Below are 18,515 nucleotides of genomic sequence, written 5' to 3'. Positions count from 1 at the left end.
GCGACCCGACTCTCGATTATGCAGTGTCGAGAAGCTCGGGCAGGTCGGTGACCGACTCGATAACGGCACTCGCGCCATTGTTAGCGAACGTCTGTCGGCCGGCATCGCCGGTTAGCCCGCCGGTCAGGACGCCGATGCCGTAGTAGACGCGGTCGTCGTCGGCTTCGTCGGCGTTGACCGCCGTTGCCACGTCGTCGAGGGTGTCCCCGGCGAAGGCGACTCGTTCGGCGTTGAAGCGCTCGGCGAGCGTCCGCAGGGCGGCGGGGTGGGGTTTTCCTTCCTCCCAGTCATCCATCGTGAAGCGGTGCTCTGCGGGCAGGTCGAGGCCGACGCGCTCCAGCGCGATGTCGGCTTCGGCGGCCGGTCGGCCGGTAACGACGCCGACGGCGAAGCGGTCCTGCAGGACCGACAGCGTCTCGTCGTCGACCAGCAACGGCTCGTCGTGGATGTAGCCCGGCGCGGCAAACGGCGGCTCGCCGCCCTCGATATCCCGGTAGAGGCCGGTGCCGAGATACAGCGTCTGGAACACGTCCCGGAGCTGTTCAGGGTCCCAGGCGTCGAAAACCCGCGTCTCGGCCGGGTCATCGAGCAGGTCACGGACCACTGCCTCGGCCGCGTCGAGACCGCCGCCACGCTCGGCGATAGCGTCAGTGAACGCCGCTATGTCGGCGACAGTCGACTCGCGGCCGGCGAGAACGAACAGCGCCGCCGCGTAGGTCAGTTCCCAGTCGTTGTTGAATCCGCCGGCGTCCTTGAACTGCTGGACCGCCGATTTCTCGATCGTGTCGCCGTACACCCGGTCGATGGATTCGATGATCGCCCGGCGATAAGAGTCGGCCACGTCCACCAGCACGCCGTCGATGTCGAGGACGACCGCGTCGACTTGCATGGGCGAGCGAAGGCAGTCCTCACTCAAGCGCCTTGCTATCTTTCGCCCGGTACAGCGTCTCCCCGCTACGGAGCTGTTCTCGGTCGACGGCAACCGTCGGCTGGTCGCCGCCCAGCGTCGTGAACCAGAACGCCGCCCCGACGGCATCGGCAACGGTCAGCGTCGGCCGGTGCAGTTCCGGCGGGAGGTTCCGAGCGAATACGATGTCTGAACCCACATATACGGACTGATCAGGATCGAGGATATCATCCACGACGAACTGCACGCCGTCGGGGACCTCCCGTTCGACGATGTCCGTCGCGGTCACAGCCACGCCCCGCTCGGCTAAAGCATCGGCCACGTCAGGGTGGTTTCCGATGCCGACCTCGACGACGGAATCGACGGACGCCAGTCGGTCGACGAGCGGGTCGGTGGTGTCGGTCACGTCGTACAATTTATGAGATGCGGGCGCATATGCGTTCCCATGCACGTCGACATCGTGCCGGTGGGCGAGGTCTCAGCTCAGGTCAAACGCGAGGCCTCGGACGGACTCCGCTCCGTCTACGACTGTGAGGTCTCGATGCACGAGCCACAGTCCATTCCCGCCGGCGCGTACGATGGGGACCGCGACCAGTACCGCGCAGAGGAGTTTATCGACCTCGCCCGCCGGGTCGGCTCTGGCGGTAAGAACATCGCTATCACGCCGAAAGACCTCTTCTACCGCCGTCGAAACTACGTTTTCGGGCTCGCGTACCTCGGTGGCTCCGGCAGCGTTATTTCCACGTACCGGCTCCAGACATCCTCCGATGGCGGCTTCTCGAACCGCTCTGCCGGTGAGATCTTCTCACAGCGGGTTCGAAAAGAGGTCGTCCACGAGGTCGGCCACACCCTCGGGCTGGAACACTGCGACAACAAGCGCTGCGTGATGAACTTCTCCCCCACTGTCCGACAGGTCGACGTGAAGGAAGTCTCGCTGTGTGGCTCTTGCCAGCGAAACGTGCTTTAGTTTGCGAACGGATACCAAACTGATTCGGTATAGCGCCTACACTTCTGTGGTACTTGTACACATACGCGATGAGCAAGAGTCAGTCCCCCGAACGCGTTGCGGAACTGCGAGACATCTTCGTGACGGTCACTGGTGATGAAGCGGTTACTGAGTCTCAGACAGACGAGCAGACGGACCGCGAACTCGACCCTGACGAGGAGTTCGATCCAGAAGAAGTCGCCGACGGGTTAGACGATGCGGTTGCGGGGTCTGAGACGGGCAGTGACAGTGATCCCGCGGCGTAATTCTCGTAGGGTATAATGCGGTCCAATCCTGCTGTCTCCAGTCCCGACCACGCTGTGCCTACGGCGCGTAGTAGTACTCGCCGGCGTTCTTCTGCTCGCGGTCCAGTTGCGAGTCGGGCTTGTTGATTCGCGGCCGGGAGGTCCGCTCGTCGCGGCGGAACGTGATGTCGAGGTTCTGGAGGAACTCGTTCATGCCCTCGCGCATGCCCTGTGGCGGCGCGGCGTGGCCGTTCTTGGCCGGCTCGCCATCGAAGACGAGCAGGCGGTCGGCCAGCAGGTCGATCATGTAGATGTCGTGATCGATGACCATCGCCGTCGCGTCGTGGTTCTCGGCGTAGCGCCGGATGGCCGAGGTCGCCATCACCCGCTGTTCCACGTCCAGATGGGCCGAAGGCTCGTCAAGCAGGTAGAGGTCGGCGTCCTTCGAGAGGCAGGCCGCGATGGCGACCCGCTGGCGTTCCCCGCCAGAGAGGTCGGTGAGTTGCTGTTCCATCACCGATTCGAGTTGGAGCGGCTGTGCGATTTCGGTGTTCCAGTAGGAACTGCCGAAGTCGTCCGTAATCGACGCGAGGAACGCGTCGACCCGCATCGGCTGATCGATCTCGATGTACTGGGGCTTGTAGGCGATGTCGAGGCTGGTGTCGATCTTGCCCGCAGTCGGTTCCAGCCGGCCGGCAAGCATCTTCGCGAACGTGGACTTCCCAATGCCGTTCGGGCCGACGACGCCCAGCACCTCGCTCTCGCGGATGGTGCCGGCCTCGACGTCTAGTGAGAACTCGCCGTCGCCGTAGCTCTTCTGGAGTTCGGGGTACTCGATGACCACGTCGCCAGCGGATGCGGTCCGCGGTGCGTGTTCCTCGAACTCGATTTCCGTCTGGCGGACGCGCATGTTCTCGTTTTCGAGGTAGCCCGAGAGGTACTCGTTGATGCCCTTCTTCGTCGATTTGGGCGGCGTGATGATACCGAACGCGCCGGGCGTCCCGTAGGCGACGTTGATGTTGTCCGCGAGCAGATCCAGAATCGCGAGGTCGTGCTCGACGACGAGCATCGAGCGGTCCTCGTCTTCGGCGAGTTCGCGGATGAGCCGCGCGGCGGTCATCCGCTGGCCGATGTCCAGATACGGCGTGATCTCGTCGAGGAAGTAGAAGTCTGCGTCCCGCGCCAGCGTGGCGACGAGCGCGACCCGCTGGAGTTCCCCGCCGGAGAGGTCGTCGATGTGGTTGTCGACGACCGGGCCGATGCCGGTTCGCTCGATGAGATAGTCGAGGTCGCCACGTTCGTCAGTCTGGTCGAGTAGCTGCCGGGCCTTGCCGTCGAACTGGTCCGGGATCCGGTCGACGTACTGGGGCTTGCGAGCGACGGTCACGTCGCCGTCGCGCATCTGTTCGAGATACTCCTGCAGGGCGGTCCCGCGGTACTCGTCGAGAATTTCGTCCCAGTTCGGTTCCTCGCCGTAGCGCCCCAGATTGGGCTGCATCTCGTCGGCGAGGATGCGCACAGCGGTGGTCTTTCCGATACCGTTCGGGCCGAGAATCCCGGTGACCTGCCCCTCAGCAGGGCTTGGGAGCCCGTACAGCGCGAAGGCGTTCTCCCCGTAGCGGTGGACCGGCTCGTCGGTCAGCTCCTGTGGGAGGTTGATGATCTCGATCGCGTCGAACGGACACTTGTTCACGCAGATACCGCAGGACTCGCCCAGACAGATTTCCTCGGAGATGCGGACCTGATCGGGCTGGCCCTCGAAAGGCTCGTCCTCCTCGTACTCGTCTTCCCGCTTGACGATGCACTCTTTCCCGCTGCGGTTGGGCGGGCAGTAGTTCATGCACTCGTAGTTACAGCGGTCGGGCTGACACCGCTCAAGGTCGACGACGGCGATACTGTCCTCGGCCATCGTTACGCTCCCGTCGTCAGCAGGATGCCCCACGAAACGAACCACAGTGCGAACGTCATGAAGCCGACGTAGAGCACGTCCTTCGTCGAGAGGTCGTCCGTGTCGATGCCGATCACCCGCAGAATCGGGAACTGTGCTGCGATAGCGACCGCGAGGACGAGCACGCCTTGTGGGTCGTTTGGCGTGGCCGCTAGCGCGTTGGAACCAAACGCGGCGGCGATGCCAGCGACGGCTGTCAGCGTCGTGACAGAGAGCCCCCGCATATGGGAGCTCATTCCGTCCGCCGTTTCCGTAGCCATACCACACGTTCCACTACCCGCAACCAAAAGGTGCGCGGTTCAGCACTGTGACGCGGTCGCAAATGCATGTGCCGGTGAGACTGACTCCTCAATCTTTATGCGCCCGGCGCTTGTGATTACGGGTAATGACGGACTCTGATGGGGAGGCCATCGCAGACCTTCCGCCGAGCGCAAAGCTCGTGTACAAGGTTCTGGAGTACGACGGCCCACTGACACAGAAAGGCATCGTCGAGGAGTCGATGCTTTCGGCACGGACCGTCCGCTACGCTCTGGAACGACTCGACGAAGTCGGTGTTATCGAAGAAGACGTGTACTTCGCCGACGCGCGACAGAACCTCTACGAGATTACCGAACAACCGGCAGAAGCAGACGCCGCAGTTTCGGACTGACTCGCCTTCTCGCTCGTTGTTTCCCAGCGCGGTCAGGAGCTTGCCGTTACAGCGACGCGACCACGTCGTCCGTCGTCGCGATCGTCGCGAACTCACCACGCAGTTGCGCCAGCGCCGTTCGATGGACGAGGTCCGGTTCGAAGCGTTCCCCGTCGAGCGTTCGGTCGAACGTCGCCGTCGCGTCGCCCGGGACGACGACATCGAACCCGCGGTTTTCGGCCATCCGCGTCGTCGTTGAGACGCAGTGGTCAGTCGTCAGGCCACAGATGACAAGCGCCTCGTAAGCGTTGTCGCGAAGCCAGTCCGCCAGTCCGGTGTCGACGAACGCGCCGTTGACGCGCTTCTCAAACGTCGCTTCCCCCGAGTCGGGCCCCAGTTCAGGTTTGAACGCGAATCCCGGTCCACCGCGTCGAAGCGGCGACTCCGACTCCGTTGAGTTATGCCGGACGTGCGCAACTGGCAGACCGCGCTCTCGCCACGCTGTAAGCAGGCGTGCCGCGTTCGCCTCGGCGTCGGGGTTGCTCCGCGTCCCCCACGCCGGATCGTCGAACCCCTGCTGGAAATCTACCAGCACGAGCACCGGCGTCTCGGAAAGGTCGATCATTTCAGTCGGCCGGCTCCGGTGCGGGCATCTCGACGAGCCACTTCGATTTCGGATGCTCGCGCGTCACGGTGATCGGACACTGGTCCGGCGACGCGTCCTCGTCCGACGACAGCATATACTGGGGCCACTCTCGGTCGCCCTCGACGCCCCAGTCGCCTAGATCGGCGTGGGGACAGACGCCATCGTACTCCTCCAGCCGTCCCTGAATGATATCGCGGGCGTGCTGGCCGGCCTCGGTGTCGGCTGTGACGTTCAGGTCCTCGAACAGTGACCGGGGCTGGAACGTAATTTCCAGCCCGACCGGACAGTAGCGGCTCTTTCGCGTGTCGTAGAACGGCGCGCGGCAGGTCGGAAACATCGGCTTGCCGCCGAAACAGAACTCCCAGTGAGGGTCGTCCGGGTCAGTCGGAATATCCTCGGGCCACGGCTCCGGGTCGTGGACGTGGAGGAACTGAAGAATGTGCCAGAGTCGGTCGTGGTACTCGGCCTCTGTCAGTGGCCGTTCGGGTGGCCGGAAGAAGGTCACTAGCGAGGCCCGCTCGCTGTGGTCTTGGTAGGTGTCAAGATACTTCAGGAGTGTCTGGCCGAGGTCGAACAGCGCGTCCGCGTCGCTCATCGACGGGACAGCCGTGTACAGCGGCTCACCGTCCCGAACTGACTCAGCGCCGAAGAAACAGGGGAACGGGGAGCCGTTTCGCTCACCGGTCAGTCCATCACGGAAGGTCCGCCAGTGGGCCCCGACCCAATCAGGCGCGTCGCCACGCTCCACCCGGGCGGCCAGCGTCTCCTGGTCTTGTAGCCTACCGACGACTGCGTCGGTCATATGTAAATGGTTGGCCTCCACCGGAATTTAGCTGTCGTTTTCGCCGGCTCAGCCCGACTCTCCGGGCGCTAACCGCATGACTGCCCTGCTCGCCGAACCCTGCGGCCGCTATGATATTCTACGACGGCACGACGGTAATCGTGCTCCCGCGGTCGATGGCTCGCTCCAGTTCTTCGGCGATGCCTGACCCGCGCGAGACCTGAATCTCGCCGCCCCGTGAGACGGTCGCGGTAAAGAGGTACTCGCCGTCGGCCTGCAGTTCGACCGTGTCGCCGCCGTGACCGTCGAGCGGCACGATGACGTGCCGCGAGGTGACTTCCGGCTGGACGATTTCGCCCTGCTTGCCGCCGGATTCAGTCTGGGGGCCGCCCGACGGCCCGGACGGTCGTTCTTCGAAGGTCCGCACGTCGATGTCGATACCGAGGCGGTTCTCCACGTCGGAGATGCGACCGCCGCCCTTGCCGATGACCTGCGAGATGTCGTCGTCCTCGACCCAGACGACGGCGGTGTTCGGGCCACGGAGTTCGACTTCGACGTGGCCGCGGGCGATGGAGCGGATCTCGCGTTCGACCTCCTGTTTGGCGAGGCGGTCGACGCCGGAGTCCTGCTCGTCCTCGTCGTCGTTCAGCGGGACGGTGACGACCTGGTTGTTGAAGGTGTAGATCTCGAACTCCGGCCGACCGGTCTCGAAGTCCTGAACCATGATGACCGGTCGCGCGAGGTCCTCTTCCATCAGCCCCTGTGGGACCTTGACTTCGGTCGTCACGTCGTAGACCGTGTCGACTTCCCCAGCTTCGATGTAGACGACGGTGTCGACGATCTGGGGGATGAGCCCGAGTTCGACGCGGCCGATGAGGCGCTGGAGCGCGTCGATGGCGCGGGTCGCGTGGACGACGCCGACCATGCCGACGCCGGCCAGTCGCATGTCCGCGAACACCTCGAAGTCGTCGGTCTTGCGGACCTCGTCGTAGATAGTGTAGTCCGGCCGGACCATCAGCAGCGAGTCGGCGGTCTTCTCCATCGAGCCGCCGAGTTCGGTGTACTGCGTGATGTTCGGGCCGACCTGGAGGTCTCGCGGTTTCTCCATCGTCTTGACTGCATAGTCGGCGTCGACGAGGAACTCCCCGACGGCCTGTGCGAACGTCGATTTCCCGGCCCCGGGCGAGCCGGAGATGAGGACGCCGCGCTGGTGTTCGGTGAAGCGGTCCCGGAGCTGGTCCGCGTACTCGTAGTCGTCCAGTTCGGTCTTGACGATGGGCCGCACGGCCGTGATTTCGAGTGCGTCCGAGAACGGCGGCCGCGCGATGGCGATCCGGAAGTCCCGGAACTGGGTGATGGTCATGCCGGGCTCGTCGAGTTCGAGGAAGCCGTCCGGCGATGCGCGTGCGCTTTCCTCGATGTCGGCGGCGTACTCCCGGAGTTCGCTCTCCGTCGCGGGGCTGTCGCGGATCGGCGTGTACTGCATGTCGCCGATAGAGCCCTTCTTGGCGTAGGGCTCGACACCGACCTTGAGGTGGACGCTCATCGTCCCCTCATCGAAGAAGTTCTCGATCTGCAGGCGGTCGACCGTCCGCTTTACCGGCTCGACGAACTCCACGGCGAGCCCCTTTGCGCGGGCGACTTCGGCCTGTACGTCGTCGCTGGTCACGAGCGTGGCGTCGCGGTCACCGGCGATGTCCCGGATGAGCGCGTCGATCTGCCCTTCGCCAGCCTCGCGCTTCTCGATGGCGTCGGGCCGTCGGCCCACGTACTCCACGTCGATGAGGCCGTCTTCGGCCAGATCGACGAGCGTCTGGAGTTCTTCGAGCCCCTCCCAGCCCGTCTCGCGGCCGTCGTTCGCCTGTGCTTCGAGTTCGCCGACGACGGCCTCGGGAACGACGACCGTCGCGCCGGCAAAGCCCATGCCGTCGACATCCGTGTCGGGGTCGGCATCGGCCTTCACTTGGTCGGACACGCGGCCGTCGATGACCACGCTCGTGTCCGGTACAATTTCCATACGCGAACGTTGGAGACTGCCGTTGATAAGGGTGTGGAGTCTCCCGCTCCGATATCGGTCGGGGCGGGCAGTGCTTGGCAGTCTTTCCGAGCAGTTAGACCACGAACCCGCGAGCGCGCCGCGGATTTTTTGCTGTCCGCGCTCCCGAACCACGGTATGGAGACGCTGCCGTCGCTGACTCACGACCTCGTTTCGATCTCCAGTCACGACGACGAAGCGGCTGCGGGGGAGTATATCCTGACGTGGCTACGGGAGCACACCAATGCACGCGTCAGCCGTGACGACCACGGCAACGTCATCGCGCGAAAGGGCCATGGCGACGACTCGCTGGCACTTGTCGGCCACCACGACGTCGTCCCGCCGGACGAGTCGCAGGTCGACGCCGACGGCGAGTACGTCATCGAGGAACGCAACGGCCGCCTCTATGGCCGTGGTGCGGCGGACATGAAAGGGTGTGTCGCCGCGGCGATGCTGGCCTTCCGGGACGCCGACCCCGCCAGCGAACTGGTCTTCGCCTCCTTCGTCGGCGAGGAACAGGGCGGGGTCGGCTGCCAGGCCGCTATCGAGGATGGCTTCGCGCCCGACTACGCCGTCGTCGGTGAGGGGTCGACCGGCTACTCTGCACCCGGTGTCACGGATGTGGCCGTCGCGCACAAAGGTCGGCGCGGATCGACTATTGTTGCTGAAGGCGCGGCGGCCCATGCCAGCGAACCCGACGCGGGCACGAACGCCATCTACCGCGCGACCGACGCCGTCGACGTGGTTCGGGACCTCGACTTCCCGTCGACGACAGTTCTCGGCCACGAGATGAACGGGAGCGTCGCCGCCACCGAGATTGACGGGGGTTCGGCCTGGAACGTCATCCCAGAGCGCTGTGCGGTCACCGTCGACGAGCGGACGGTCCCCGACGAGCGCGCACCGCTTGATAGGGTCGAAGCCATCGACGGTGTGTCCTGGCGCGTTGACCAGGACCTCCCGCCGATGGCCTGTGGGGACGCCGACTTCGCGGAGAGGGTGCTGGACGCCGCTACCGCGGCTCAGGACGCTACACCCGAACACGTCGTCAAACCGCACGCGACCGATGCCGGCTGGCTCGCCCAGGCCGGAACGGACTGCGTCGTTGTCGGCGCGGCCGAACCCGGCGAGGCACACACCGCCGACGAGAGCGTGTCGCTAACCGTCGTCGAACGATGTCGGAACGTCTACGAGCGCGTCGCCGAGTCGTGGCCGTCCGAGTGATTGGCGACTGTTCCGTGTCGCCTTGATATGCCCTGTTAGCCAGTGCACCCCTTACCGGCGGCATCGGGTCTTTACCGTCGCCAGCCTAACCCCGCCGTATGGCAACAGCGAGCGAGGACACCGAGTCCACGTACGAGCAGTTCCTCGACCACGTCCGCCGCCTCCACTACGTCCAGGACGCCGGCGGCGTCCTCAACTGGGACCAGCAGGTGATGATGCCCGACGCCGGCACGCCGGCCCGGGCGAAGCAGACCTCCGCCATCTCCACGCTCCATCACGAACTGCTGACTGACGACGACCTGGCCGACTGGCTGGACGAACTCGACGATGCCGACCTCGACCCCGAGCAGGCGGCTGTCGTCCGGGAGGTCCGGCAGGACCACGAGCGGGCCACCAAGGTTCCCGCCGATCTGGTCGAACGCATTTCCGAGGCGTCCTCGAACGCCCTGCCGGTCTGGAAGGAGGCCAAGGCCGAGGACGACTTCGACGCCTTCGCTGACACGCTCGAAGAACTCGTAGAACTCCGCCGGGAGTACGCCGCCGCCATCGACCCCGACCGTGACCCCTACGAGGTGCTGTTCGAGGAATACGAACCGTACCTCGGCATCGACACCGCCGAGGACGTGCTGACGGACCTGCGAGACGCGCTCGTCCCGCTCATCGACGACATCGCCGACAGCGACGTGACGCTTGCGGACCCGTTCGAGGGGACGTACGACGACGACACACAGCACGCCCTCGTCGAGACGGCGCTGGACACGCTAGGGTACGACTGGGACCGCGGCCGCCTCGACACCGCGCCCCACCCGTTCTCGATGGGGACACAGTTCGACGCCCGCGTCACTACCCGCTTCACCCCCGAGGACCCGCTAGACGCGCTGGGCTCGACCATCCACGAGTTCGGCCACGCCACCTACACGCTCGGCCTGCCACAGGAGCAGTACGGCACGCCGCTGGGCGACAACCGCGACCTCTCGGTCCACGAGTCACAGTCCCGCTTCTGGGAGAACCACGTCGGTCGTTCACGCCCGTTCTGGGACTTCTTCACTGAGACGGCCAACGACCACCTCGGGACTGACGCCACCGCCCAGCAGTTCTACGAAGCGTTCAACGAGGTGTACGACGACAATCTCATCCGGGTCGAAGCGGACGAACTGACTTACCATATGCACATCATCGTCCGCTTCGAAATCGAGCGCGACCTCATCCGCGGGGACCTCGACGTGGCGGACGTGCCGGCGGTCTGGAACGACAAGATGGAGGAGTATCTCGGCGTCCGTCCCGACACCGACGCCGAGGGCTGTCTGCAGGACATCCACTGGACCAACGGGTCCTTCGGTTACTTCCCGACCTACACGCTCGGGTCGGTGCTGGCCGCGCAACTGGACCACCACGCTCGGCAGGACATCGACGGCTTCGACGACCACGTCCGCGCCGGCGAGTTCGACCCGATCCACGACTGGCTCACCGAGAACGTCCATCAGCACGGCGCACGCTATCGGACTGACGACCTCGTGGAAGAAGCGACGGGTGAAACCTTCACCGCTGAGCACTTCCTCAACTACGCCGATGAGAAGTACCGCACGCTGTACGACTGCTGACACGATGGTCGACGAACGCCGTTCCAGATATCGACTCTGATACTATTGGGCAACTCGTTTTATATTCCCCGTCCATTGTGACGACTACTATGGCTGAGAGACCGACGGAAAATGTACGGGGTCAAACAGGTTCGGGGATCGACGACAATATCGGCGCGGACATTCAGAGTGATATCTCGGAGAATATCGACACGGAGGCCGGCTACAGTCACGCTGCCGCAAGCGAGATTCAGACGATGCTGTCCGAGTTGGAGGGGTCGTCAGTCGGCATCGCGGAGGAAACCGCCGACATCCGCGAACAGGCCGCCGAGCAGTACGAGAGCCTGACAGACATCGCAAACGAAGTGTCGAACCTCTCTGCGTCGGTCGAGCAGATCGCCTCGTCGTCCGAAGAGGTGTCCGCGGCCTCCCGCGAAGCGAAGGAACTCGCCGAGCGCGGGCAGGGGAACGCTGACGATGTCCACGAGGCGATGGAGAACATCCAGCAGGCGGCCGACAGCGTTGCCGAGGACGTCAAGACGATTCAGGAGAGCGTTCAGGAGATCGACGAGATCGTCGACGTCATCAACGACATCGCCGACCAGACCAACATGCTGGCGCTGAACGCGTCCATCGAGGCCGCTCGCGCCGGCGAAGCGGGTGAGGGGTTCGCCGTCGTCGCAAACGAGGTCAAGAGCCTCGCCGAGGAGTCACAGGAGCAGGCGACGACCATCGAGCAGATGATCGACGGCATTCAGGACGATACCGAAAACGCCGTCGAGAGCCTCGAAGAGAGCAACGAGGAGATCGACGATGGGATCGACACCGTCGAGGAATCGACCGAAATCCTCGAAGAGATCGACGACACCGTCCGCGAAGTCAACAACGGCATCGAGGAGGTCGCGACGGCTACGGACCAGCAGGCCGCCTCGACCGAGGAAGTGGCCAGCATGATCGACCAGTCCGCGGACACAGCCAAGGATATCGCCGACAGCACGGCCGATATCGCCGACGAATCCGATGAGCAAACAGATCTGCTCACCGAGATCAATCAGGCGATAGACGACCTCGTTGCGGACCTCCAGCGCAACAACTGAGCCGGTTGGACATCTCGGCCCTACAGCTCAAAACACTCGAGACGAACCAGTCGTTTATTTCTCCGGGTGGCGTACGACCACTATGCGACCGGATCTGGACCCAGAACAGCTTGACCGCTACTCCCGGCACATCATCATGAACGACGTCGGGCCGGAGGGCCAGGCCGCGCTGCTCGACACCGATGTACTGGTCGTCGGGGCCGGCGGCCTCGGCGCACCAGTCCTCCAGTACCTCGCGGCTGCGGGCATCGGCCGGCTCGGGATCGTTGACGACGACGTGGTCGAGCGGTCGAACCTCCAGCGGCAGGTCATCCACGGTGATGACGACGTTGGCCGGCCAAAGGTCGACAGCGCCGCCGAATTCGTGACCGGGCTCAACCCCGACGTGACCGTCGACCGCCACGAACTGCGGCTGGCGCGGGAGAACGCGACCGATCTAGTGGCTGACTACGACATCGTCGTCGACGCCTCCGACAACTTCGCCACGCGCTTTCTTGTCAACGACGCCTGCACGCTCTCGGGCACGCCGTTCTCCCACGGGGCGATCTTCCAGTTCGAGGGGCAGGTGACGACGTTCTCGGGCGACAGCCCATGTTACCGCTGTCTGTTCCCCGAGGCCCCACCGGAGGGCACCGTCCCCGACTGCGCGACTGCGGGCGTTCTCGGTGTCCTGCCGGGCACTATCGGATGCATGCAGGCGACCGAAGTCGTCAAACTCGCAATGGACTACGGCGAGACGCTGGAGGGGCGACTCGTCGCCTACGACGCCGCCGAGATGTCCTTTGAGGAGATCCCTGTCGCTGCCAAACCCGACTGCCCGGTGTGCGGCGACGACCCCGCTATCGCCAGCGTCGCCGACGCTAGCTACGAGGGTCGCTGTTCGCTCGCCGAGGACTGACTGGAACCGCTCCATTCTCCTGTCTGATTCTCACGGCTGATACTGCGGAACCGAGGTTTATGTCACGATAGCCACGAGTCGGGACAACGACCCACATGTCCCGTCCTGACCACGCCTCTCACCCCTTCTCAGTTCGCTTTGAGAAGCCCAGCTACGTCGAACTGGTGTTCTCGCTGGTGCTCGTCTGGGGCTTCGGCGACGCGCTGTCGACGCTGTTCGCCGCGCAGTTCGCCGGGCCGGGGCTGGAGGCCAACCCGTGGATACGAGTCCTCCTTATCCACGAACCGCTGCTCGTGATTGCGCTGAAGATGGCAGTCGTCCTCTACGTCGGCGTCGTCCTGCTGGAGTGTCGTGACGTGGTCGAGCGGGTCCCGCTGTGGCGGGCCTGGCTCCTGTCTGTCGTCGTCCTCGGCGCGGTTGTCGTCCTCGGTAACACTTACGTCGGTCTGGCCGCAGCCGCCGCTTAGGCCCGAACTGTCCCGAGTTCTACGACGGCGTCCCGCGGCGGTGTCTCGAACAGATCTGGGTGGACGAGCGCCGCCAGGAACTCGAGCGTGTCCACGAGCCGCGGCCCGGATCGATTCACGTAGTGGTGACCGTCCATCACGTACGCCCGGCCGTCCCGAACCGCAGTCAGGTCGTCGAACCCGGGTCGTCTGGTCAGGTCTGTGAGGTTCTCGCGGGTCTGTGCCACGTCGAAGCCACACGGTGCGGCCACCAGCACCTCTGGGTCGTATTCGACGACTTCTTTCCACTCGCGCGGCCGGGAGTGAGCGCCGTCTTCCTCCATCCCGTAGGTGCCGCCCGCCATCTCGATCATCTCCGGGACCCAGTGCCCGGCAGCCATCACCGGGTCGAGCCAGTCGAGTACCGCCACGCGAGGGGCCGTCTCGGCCCGCGTCGCTGTCGTTTCCACTGCTGCGACGCGGTCCCGGAGGTCCGCAACGAGTTCGGCGGCGCGCTCGTCGCGCTCGACCGCCGCGCCGACCCGGTGGATGGACTCGAACAGATCATCGAGGCTGTGGACATCAAGCGTCAGTACGTCGGCGTCCAGCCCCAGTTCCTCGACGGCTTCGGCGACAACCACGTGGTCGACGGCACACACGTCACAGACGCCTTGGGTGACAATGAGGTCTGGCTCCAGTTCCGCGAGTGTCTCGTGGTCGATGGCGTAGACGCCGTCACTCTCTTCGGCAGCCGCGACCTGCTCGTTGATCTCGCCGCTCGACGCCGTCGGATCGACGCGCGACCGATTGACCGACGGCTTCTCGCGGGCTGCCGGCGGATGGTCACATTCGTGTGAGACACCGACCGGCTCGACGCCGAGCGCGTAGACGATCTCCGTCGCCGAGGGCAGGAGCGTGACGACTCGCATACCCCGACCTTGGCCCGCGCGAACAAAAGCTTGCGTCCGCCACATCGCCCGCGCGCTTCGTTACGCTTACCCTCTGTCGCCGACGAGACGCGGGCATGGAAGTCAAGTCGCGACACCACCTCCGTTCGGACGAGGTCGACACCATCACGACGGCGCTGTCGGAGAACCTCGGTGTTGAACTCGACGCGGACAGCTTCGAAAAGGTCGAGTTCGACGACAGCGACTGGGACGTCGTCCTCGTCGACGGCGACCCGCTCGTCCTCTATCTGAACGGCGAACCGTTCCTCACAGTACAAGGTGCCAATCAGCATCCGCCCCAGAAACACATCGTCACTGTCGACGCCGGGGCCGTCTCCTTTGTCTCGGACGGCGCTGACATCATGCGGCCAGGTATCACCGAGGCCGACGATGACGTCAGTGAGGGCGACCTTGTCGTCATCAACGAGGAGTCCCACGGGAAGTTCCTCGCTGTCGGCCGTGCACAGACCGACGGCGACGACATGGTCGGCGACAGCGGGAAAGTCGTCAAATCGCTCCACCACGTCGGCGACGACCTGTTCGAGTTCTCGGTGTAGCGCGATCCACTGGTATCGTACTCCGGTCACACCAGCGGTCGGAGCCCGAATCGGTCGAGGGAACGGTCTATGCTGATTCTAACAACCGCTTCGCCCACGTCAGCGCCCACGGCCACCCCGAGTAGCAACGGCCAGACGGTGAGATACGACGACAGCGGGTGGAGATGTGTCCCGTACAGCCACTGAGACACTGTGTTGCCAAGCAGCCAGATCGTCACGAGGACCGGCGTGACAAGCGAAAGGCGGCTACAGAGATACAGCGACGGCGGCTACGAGGACCATCCCAACGGCGGCGTAGCCGGCCCCGAACACGAGTTTTGTCGGGTCCTGCGACGAGAAATGGACGCCGTTTGCAAACAGCCACGACAGCACGCCGATGGCATAGAGCACGCCATCGACGGCTGCGATGGTGCTGGGAGTCATCCTAATGGAGGACGTGCGTATCAGTGTCAGTATTCGTTCCATCATCTGAATAACGTTTTATGCATCGCAGGCCGTTCTCGGCCGTCACCACGTCTGCTCAGGGGGTGCTATGGCAATACGCTCGATGGACGAAAAGTTGAAACGGGTAGCGCACGCCGTGAGTGACATGGGACTGATGAGCAAGATCCTCGGGGAGTCTGGATCCTCTCGGAACACCGAGGATTACGTCGAACTGGACGCGAACGAATTCGAGATGACCGGGACGGAACTCGAGCGCCAGGTCCGGATCGCCCGTATCAGCGACAAGCAGGACGTCATCGACATCAAAGACGCCGTCTACGACGGCGACGTGGTCGTCGCGGACATCACGCGCCACTCCACGCAGGACCGGACGATGGAACACATCAGCGACGAACTCAAGCAGGTCGCCAACGAGGTCGGCGGCGACATCGTCCAGAAGGACGATGACCAGCTCATCATCACGCCGGCTGGCGTCGGTATCTCCCGCGAGCGCCTCGGTCGGTAGGGGCTGTTCCCTTCTTTACGGTACCGCTCCGCGTTGTCTTTCCTGTCAGTTCGTCTCAGTCTAACTGCCGGTTTTCGGGGGCTTCAATGCGTTTTTCGGTGTCGCCACGCTAAGGGCGGCAATGACTGAACCGGCGATACGCGCCAGTGGGTTACAGAAGCGCTACGGCGACGTCCAGGCGCTCGACGATTTGGACCTGACAGTCGATCAGGGTGAGTTCTTCGGACTCCTCGGCCCGAACGGCGCCGGCAAGACGACGTTCATCAACACGCTGGTCGGCCTCGTCCACAAGGACCGCGGGACTGCCGAGGTGTTTGGCTTCGACGTGGAAGACGACTACCGGGAGGCTCGCGACCGAATCGGCGTCGCGCCACAGGAGTTCAACGTCGACCGTTTCTTCCCCATCATTGAGGTACTCGAACACAAGGCGGGCTACCATGGCATCGGTCGGGCCGAGGCCCGAGATCGCGCCGAAGACGCCCTGAAGACGGTCGGCATCTGGGACAAGCGCGACACGCGCTTCGACTGGCTCTCCGGCGGGATGAAACGCCGCTTCGTCCTCGCCCGTGCGCTGGTCTCCGACCCGGATCTGCTCATCCTCGACGAGCCGACGGCCGGGGTTGATGTCCAGCTCCGCCACGACCTCTGGGAGATCATCAACCGGATGAACGACGCCGGCACGACGATTCTGCTGACGACCCACTACATCGAGGAGGCCGAGCGCCTCTGTGACCGGGTCGCGATCATGGACGACGGACAGAAGGTCGAGGTGGCGGCCCCCGACGACCTGATGGCCCGCGGGACGGATACCATCGTCCTCGAACTCGCCGAGATGCCGCGGACGGCCCCGAGACTCGACGTTGAGGGCATTACTGACATCGAACTGACCGACGAGGGGCTGGCCGTCACTGCGATGGGCGGGAGCCAGACCGCGCCGTCGATCATGCGGGAACTCGAAGCACAGGGCCACACCGTCACCTCGCTGGACATCCGCCGCGCGTCGCTCGAAGAGGTGTTCGTCGACATGACCCGCGACGACCGCGAGTACGCGGAGGTGTCCGCATGAATCAGAACGCGACGCAGTTCCTGACGCTGGTCCGTCGGGAAATCCTCCGGTTCGTCCGCCGCCCGTACAACACCTTCCTCCCGCCGATCATTACGAACGCGCTCTATTTCTCCGTGTTCGGTGTGATTCTGGGGAGCCAGATTGGGGAGATCGCGGGCAGGAGTTATCTCCAGTTCGTCCTGCCCGGACTGGTTGTGCTCGGGGCCATCTCGGACAGCTTCGAGAACGCCTCCTTCACTATCTTCCACGGGCGCTGGAATGACTATATCCAGGCTGTTCTCACCTCGCCGATGTCGAACCGAAGTATGGTGGCGGCCTACGTCTCGGCCAGCGCGCTCCGGGGAATCGTCACGTCGCTGCTGATCATCGGCGTGGGGCTGATATTCACCTCGGTTTCAGTCCCCAACCCCGTATATCTCGTCTCGTTCCTGCTGGTGATTACCACATTGTTCGGCGGGCTCGGCGTCATCGGCGGCCTCTGGTCGAGCGACTTCGACTACCTCACGGTGATGAACCAGTTCATCCTCCGCCCGCTGGTGTTCTTCGGCGCGGTGTTCTACTCGCTCGAAGAACTCCCGGAATTCTGGGGGAGCGTCTCGCTGCTCAACCCGATGGTGTACATGGTCAACGGCGTCCGCTACGGGATGATCGGCGTCACCGAAATAGACCCGAACACATCACTGGCCGTCCTGACCGGAACGACCGTGGTCGTGCTGTCAATCGACTACGTGCTGTTCAGACGCGGCTACGGACTTGCCGAATAGCGCCTGTCGAATCTTCCGATCAACGGCTTATTTTTCCGCGAATATCCTTCCGATAAAACGGGAATGCTGGCTTGGTAATTGACCTGGCCGCGAATGCCGGATTGGGTCCGCTCCGGCGGGCGGACAAACTATGACAGGCTGCCCCGGAGCTGGCTCCGTGGCAACACGAGGGGTGTCTCGTGCCCCGGATACTTGTGCGCGCCTCCGGGAGAGGCGTATGTGAACTTATGTCACAAGCGTATTTAGATGTGACGCCCGTCTGACGCTGCGTGATACTGGCGGTACTCAGTGTCGATATCGAAGAATTTCCGGATGCCTACGCGGGCCGTGCCGAACCGATACGCAGTATCAGCCTGCCGGCACTCGTGGACATTGTGCGCCCGACGACCGCCGTTAGACGTTGTCCGGGGCGTCGGCGTCGTCCTCGACCGAGCGCTTCAGCGAATCGCGTCGCGCCTTCGCGTCGCGGTCGGTTGCTTCTTCCAGGAAATCGTTCTTCACGGCGACGGCGTCCTCGGCCGCATCGACGTTGCCCTCGGCGATGACATCCTCTGCCGGTCGCTCGTCGATGTGGAGCGCGAGCTTGTCCTTCTTGGAGCCATACTCGACGCGGCCCGCGACAACACGGTCGAACACGGGGTTGTCGGGGTCGTCGACGACCAGTAGGTCGTTGCCCTCGTACTCTTCTGTATCCGTTACCTCGCCGAAGTACTCCTCGACGAACGCTTCCATGTCAGGGACGCGGTCTTCGAGATGCTCGCCCCGTCGCATCTTGTACTCTCGCATGGGCGAGTTTTTGCGAGGGGCTGTCTTAC

General features: G+C 64.0%; 21 protein-coding genes and 1 pseudogene. 12 read left to right on the top strand and 10 right to left on the bottom strand.

The window, feature by feature from the left end:
- Window positions 1-16: 16 nt before the first annotated feature.
- Window positions 17-889, bottom strand: coding sequence for a TIGR01548 family HAD-type hydrolase (locus IEY38_RS01980; RefSeq protein WP_188974905.1), 873 nt, complete (start codon window positions 887-889; stop codon window positions 17-19).
- Window positions 890-908: 19 nt separating this feature from the next.
- Entirely contained in the window at window positions 909-1,322 is a 414-nt protein-coding gene (locus IEY38_RS01975; protein ID WP_188974903.1) for a UPF0146 family protein, read from the bottom strand.
- Between the two features lie 30 nt (window positions 1,323-1,352).
- Here IEY38_RS01975 and IEY38_RS01970 point away from each other — a divergent pair, with 30 nt between their 5' ends.
- Both IEY38_RS01970 and IEY38_RS01965 read left to right on the top strand, forming a co-directional pair.
- Window positions 1,353-1,874, top strand: coding sequence for an archaemetzincin family Zn-dependent metalloprotease (locus IEY38_RS01970; RefSeq protein ID WP_004514915.1), 522 nt, complete (start codon window positions 1,353-1,355; stop codon window positions 1,872-1,874).
- A 68-nt stretch (window positions 1,875-1,942) separates the two neighbouring features.
- Window positions 1,943-2,158, top strand: a complete 216-nt coding sequence (locus IEY38_RS01965) for a hypothetical protein (RefSeq protein WP_188974901.1) — start codon at window positions 1,943-1,945, stop codon at window positions 2,156-2,158.
- 58 nt (window positions 2,159-2,216) lie between these two features.
- Here the strand turns inward: IEY38_RS01965 and IEY38_RS01960 are convergent, their stop codons facing one another.
- A complete protein-coding gene (locus IEY38_RS01960) occupies window positions 2,217-4,046 on the bottom strand; it encodes a ribosome biogenesis/translation initiation ATPase RLI (protein WP_188974899.1) in 1,830 nt (609 codons plus the stop codon).
- A gap of 2 nt (window positions 4,047-4,048) precedes the next feature.
- On the bottom strand, window positions 4,049-4,345 hold the full coding sequence (locus IEY38_RS01955) for an EMC6-like membrane protein (protein ID WP_170097020.1): 297 nt from the start codon (window positions 4,343-4,345) through the stop codon (window positions 4,049-4,051).
- Between the two features lie 125 nt (window positions 4,346-4,470).
- Here IEY38_RS01955 and IEY38_RS01950 point away from each other — a divergent pair, with 125 nt between their 5' ends.
- Window positions 4,471-4,734 (top strand): winged helix-turn-helix domain-containing protein, encoded by a 264-nt coding sequence (locus IEY38_RS01950; protein ID WP_005537476.1) that lies wholly within the window; start codon window positions 4,471-4,473, stop codon window positions 4,732-4,734.
- 46 nt (window positions 4,735-4,780) lie between these two features.
- Here the strand turns inward: IEY38_RS01950 and IEY38_RS01945 are convergent, their stop codons facing one another.
- The 3 genes from IEY38_RS01945 to IEY38_RS01935 form a co-directional block, all read right to left on the bottom strand.
- On the bottom strand, window positions 4,781-5,338 hold the full coding sequence (locus IEY38_RS01945; RefSeq protein ID WP_188974897.1) for a cysteine hydrolase family protein: 558 nt from the start codon (window positions 5,336-5,338) through the stop codon (window positions 4,781-4,783).
- A 1-nt stretch (window position 5,339) separates the two neighbouring features.
- Entirely contained in the window at window positions 5,340-6,161 is an 822-nt protein-coding gene (locus tag IEY38_RS01940; RefSeq protein WP_188974895.1) for a YqcI/YcgG family protein, read from the bottom strand.
- Between the two features lie 118 nt (window positions 6,162-6,279).
- A complete protein-coding gene (locus IEY38_RS01935; RefSeq protein ID WP_188974893.1) occupies window positions 6,280-8,157 on the bottom strand; it encodes a PINc/VapC family ATPase in 1,878 nt (625 codons plus the stop codon).
- Window positions 8,158-8,313: 156 nt separating this feature from the next.
- On the opposite strand from IEY38_RS01935, the gene IEY38_RS01930 reads away from it, so the two are divergent.
- From IEY38_RS01930 to IEY38_RS01910, 5 genes are all read left to right on the top strand, one after another.
- Window positions 8,314-9,396 (top strand): M20 family metallopeptidase, encoded by a 1,083-nt coding sequence (locus IEY38_RS01930; protein WP_188974891.1) that lies wholly within the window; start codon window positions 8,314-8,316, stop codon window positions 9,394-9,396.
- A gap of 98 nt (window positions 9,397-9,494) precedes the next feature.
- A complete protein-coding gene (locus IEY38_RS01925) occupies window positions 9,495-10,997 on the top strand; it encodes a carboxypeptidase M32 (protein ID WP_188974889.1) in 1,503 nt (500 codons plus the stop codon).
- Between the two features lie 89 nt (window positions 10,998-11,086).
- Window positions 11,087-12,073 (top strand): methyl-accepting chemotaxis protein, encoded by a 987-nt coding sequence (locus IEY38_RS01920; RefSeq protein WP_188974887.1) that lies wholly within the window; start codon window positions 11,087-11,089, stop codon window positions 12,071-12,073.
- Between the two features lie 82 nt (window positions 12,074-12,155).
- Window positions 12,156-12,971 (top strand): SAMP-activating enzyme E1, encoded by an 816-nt coding sequence (ubaA, locus tag IEY38_RS01915; protein WP_005537487.1) that lies wholly within the window; start codon window positions 12,156-12,158, stop codon window positions 12,969-12,971.
- A gap of 95 nt (window positions 12,972-13,066) precedes the next feature.
- On the top strand, window positions 13,067-13,438 hold the full coding sequence (locus IEY38_RS01910; RefSeq protein ID WP_188974885.1) for a DUF5658 family protein: 372 nt from the start codon (window positions 13,067-13,069) through the stop codon (window positions 13,436-13,438).
- Here the strand turns inward: IEY38_RS01910 and IEY38_RS01905 are convergent.
- On the bottom strand, window positions 13,435-14,346 hold the full coding sequence (locus IEY38_RS01905; protein WP_188974883.1) for a cobalamin-binding protein: 912 nt from the start codon (window positions 14,344-14,346) through the stop codon (window positions 13,435-13,437). The two genes, IEY38_RS01910 and IEY38_RS01905, sit on opposite strands and share 4 nt — an antisense overlap.
- Before the next feature lie 95 nt (window positions 14,347-14,441).
- Between IEY38_RS01905 and IEY38_RS01900 the strand changes: the two genes are divergently transcribed.
- A complete protein-coding gene (locus IEY38_RS01900; RefSeq protein WP_188974881.1) occupies window positions 14,442-14,921 on the top strand; it encodes an RNA-binding protein in 480 nt (159 codons plus the stop codon).
- A gap of 26 nt (window positions 14,922-14,947) precedes the next feature.
- On the opposite strand, the pseudogene IEY38_RS21750 reads toward IEY38_RS01900, so the two are convergent.
- A pseudogene (locus IEY38_RS21750) lies at window positions 14,948-15,344 on the bottom strand (hypothetical protein).
- Window positions 15,345-15,510: 166 nt separating this feature from the next.
- Here IEY38_RS21750 and IEY38_RS01890 point away from each other — a divergent pair.
- The 3 genes from IEY38_RS01890 to IEY38_RS01880 all read left to right on the top strand — a co-directional run bounded on the left by IEY38_RS01890 (window position 15,511) and on the right by IEY38_RS01880 (window position 17,700).
- Window positions 15,511-15,870: a cell division protein SepF gene (locus IEY38_RS01890; protein WP_004514932.1), complete on the top strand. Its 360-nt coding sequence runs from the start codon at window positions 15,511-15,513 to the stop codon at window positions 15,868-15,870.
- Between the two features lie 121 nt (window positions 15,871-15,991).
- The gene (locus tag IEY38_RS01885; RefSeq protein WP_188974879.1) at window positions 15,992-16,936 is read left to right on the top strand and encodes an ABC transporter ATP-binding protein; all 945 of its coding nucleotides are present in this window, start codon (window positions 15,992-15,994) and stop codon (window positions 16,934-16,936) included.
- Window positions 16,933-17,700 (top strand): ABC transporter permease, encoded by a 768-nt coding sequence (locus IEY38_RS01880; protein ID WP_170097035.1) that lies wholly within the window; start codon window positions 16,933-16,935, stop codon window positions 17,698-17,700. Before IEY38_RS01885 ends, IEY38_RS01880 begins: the two co-directional genes overlap by 4 nt.
- A 393-nt stretch (window positions 17,701-18,093) precedes the next feature.
- Here the strand turns inward: IEY38_RS01880 and IEY38_RS01875 are convergent, their stop codons facing one another.
- Complete coding sequence (locus IEY38_RS01875; RefSeq protein ID WP_170097036.1) at window positions 18,094-18,486, bottom strand: DUF5611 family protein; 393 nt, start codon at window positions 18,484-18,486, stop codon at window positions 18,094-18,096.
- Between the last annotated feature and the right edge of the window lie 29 nt (window positions 18,487-18,515).

The organism is Haloarcula sebkhae (assembly GCF_014647415.1).
Classification (GTDB): Archaea; Halobacteriota; Halobacteria; order Halobacteriales; family Haloarculaceae; genus Haloarcula; species Haloarcula sebkhae.
The sequence above is the reverse complement of the archived record's forward strand: the minus strand, read 5'-3'. Positions and strand labels throughout refer to the sequence as shown.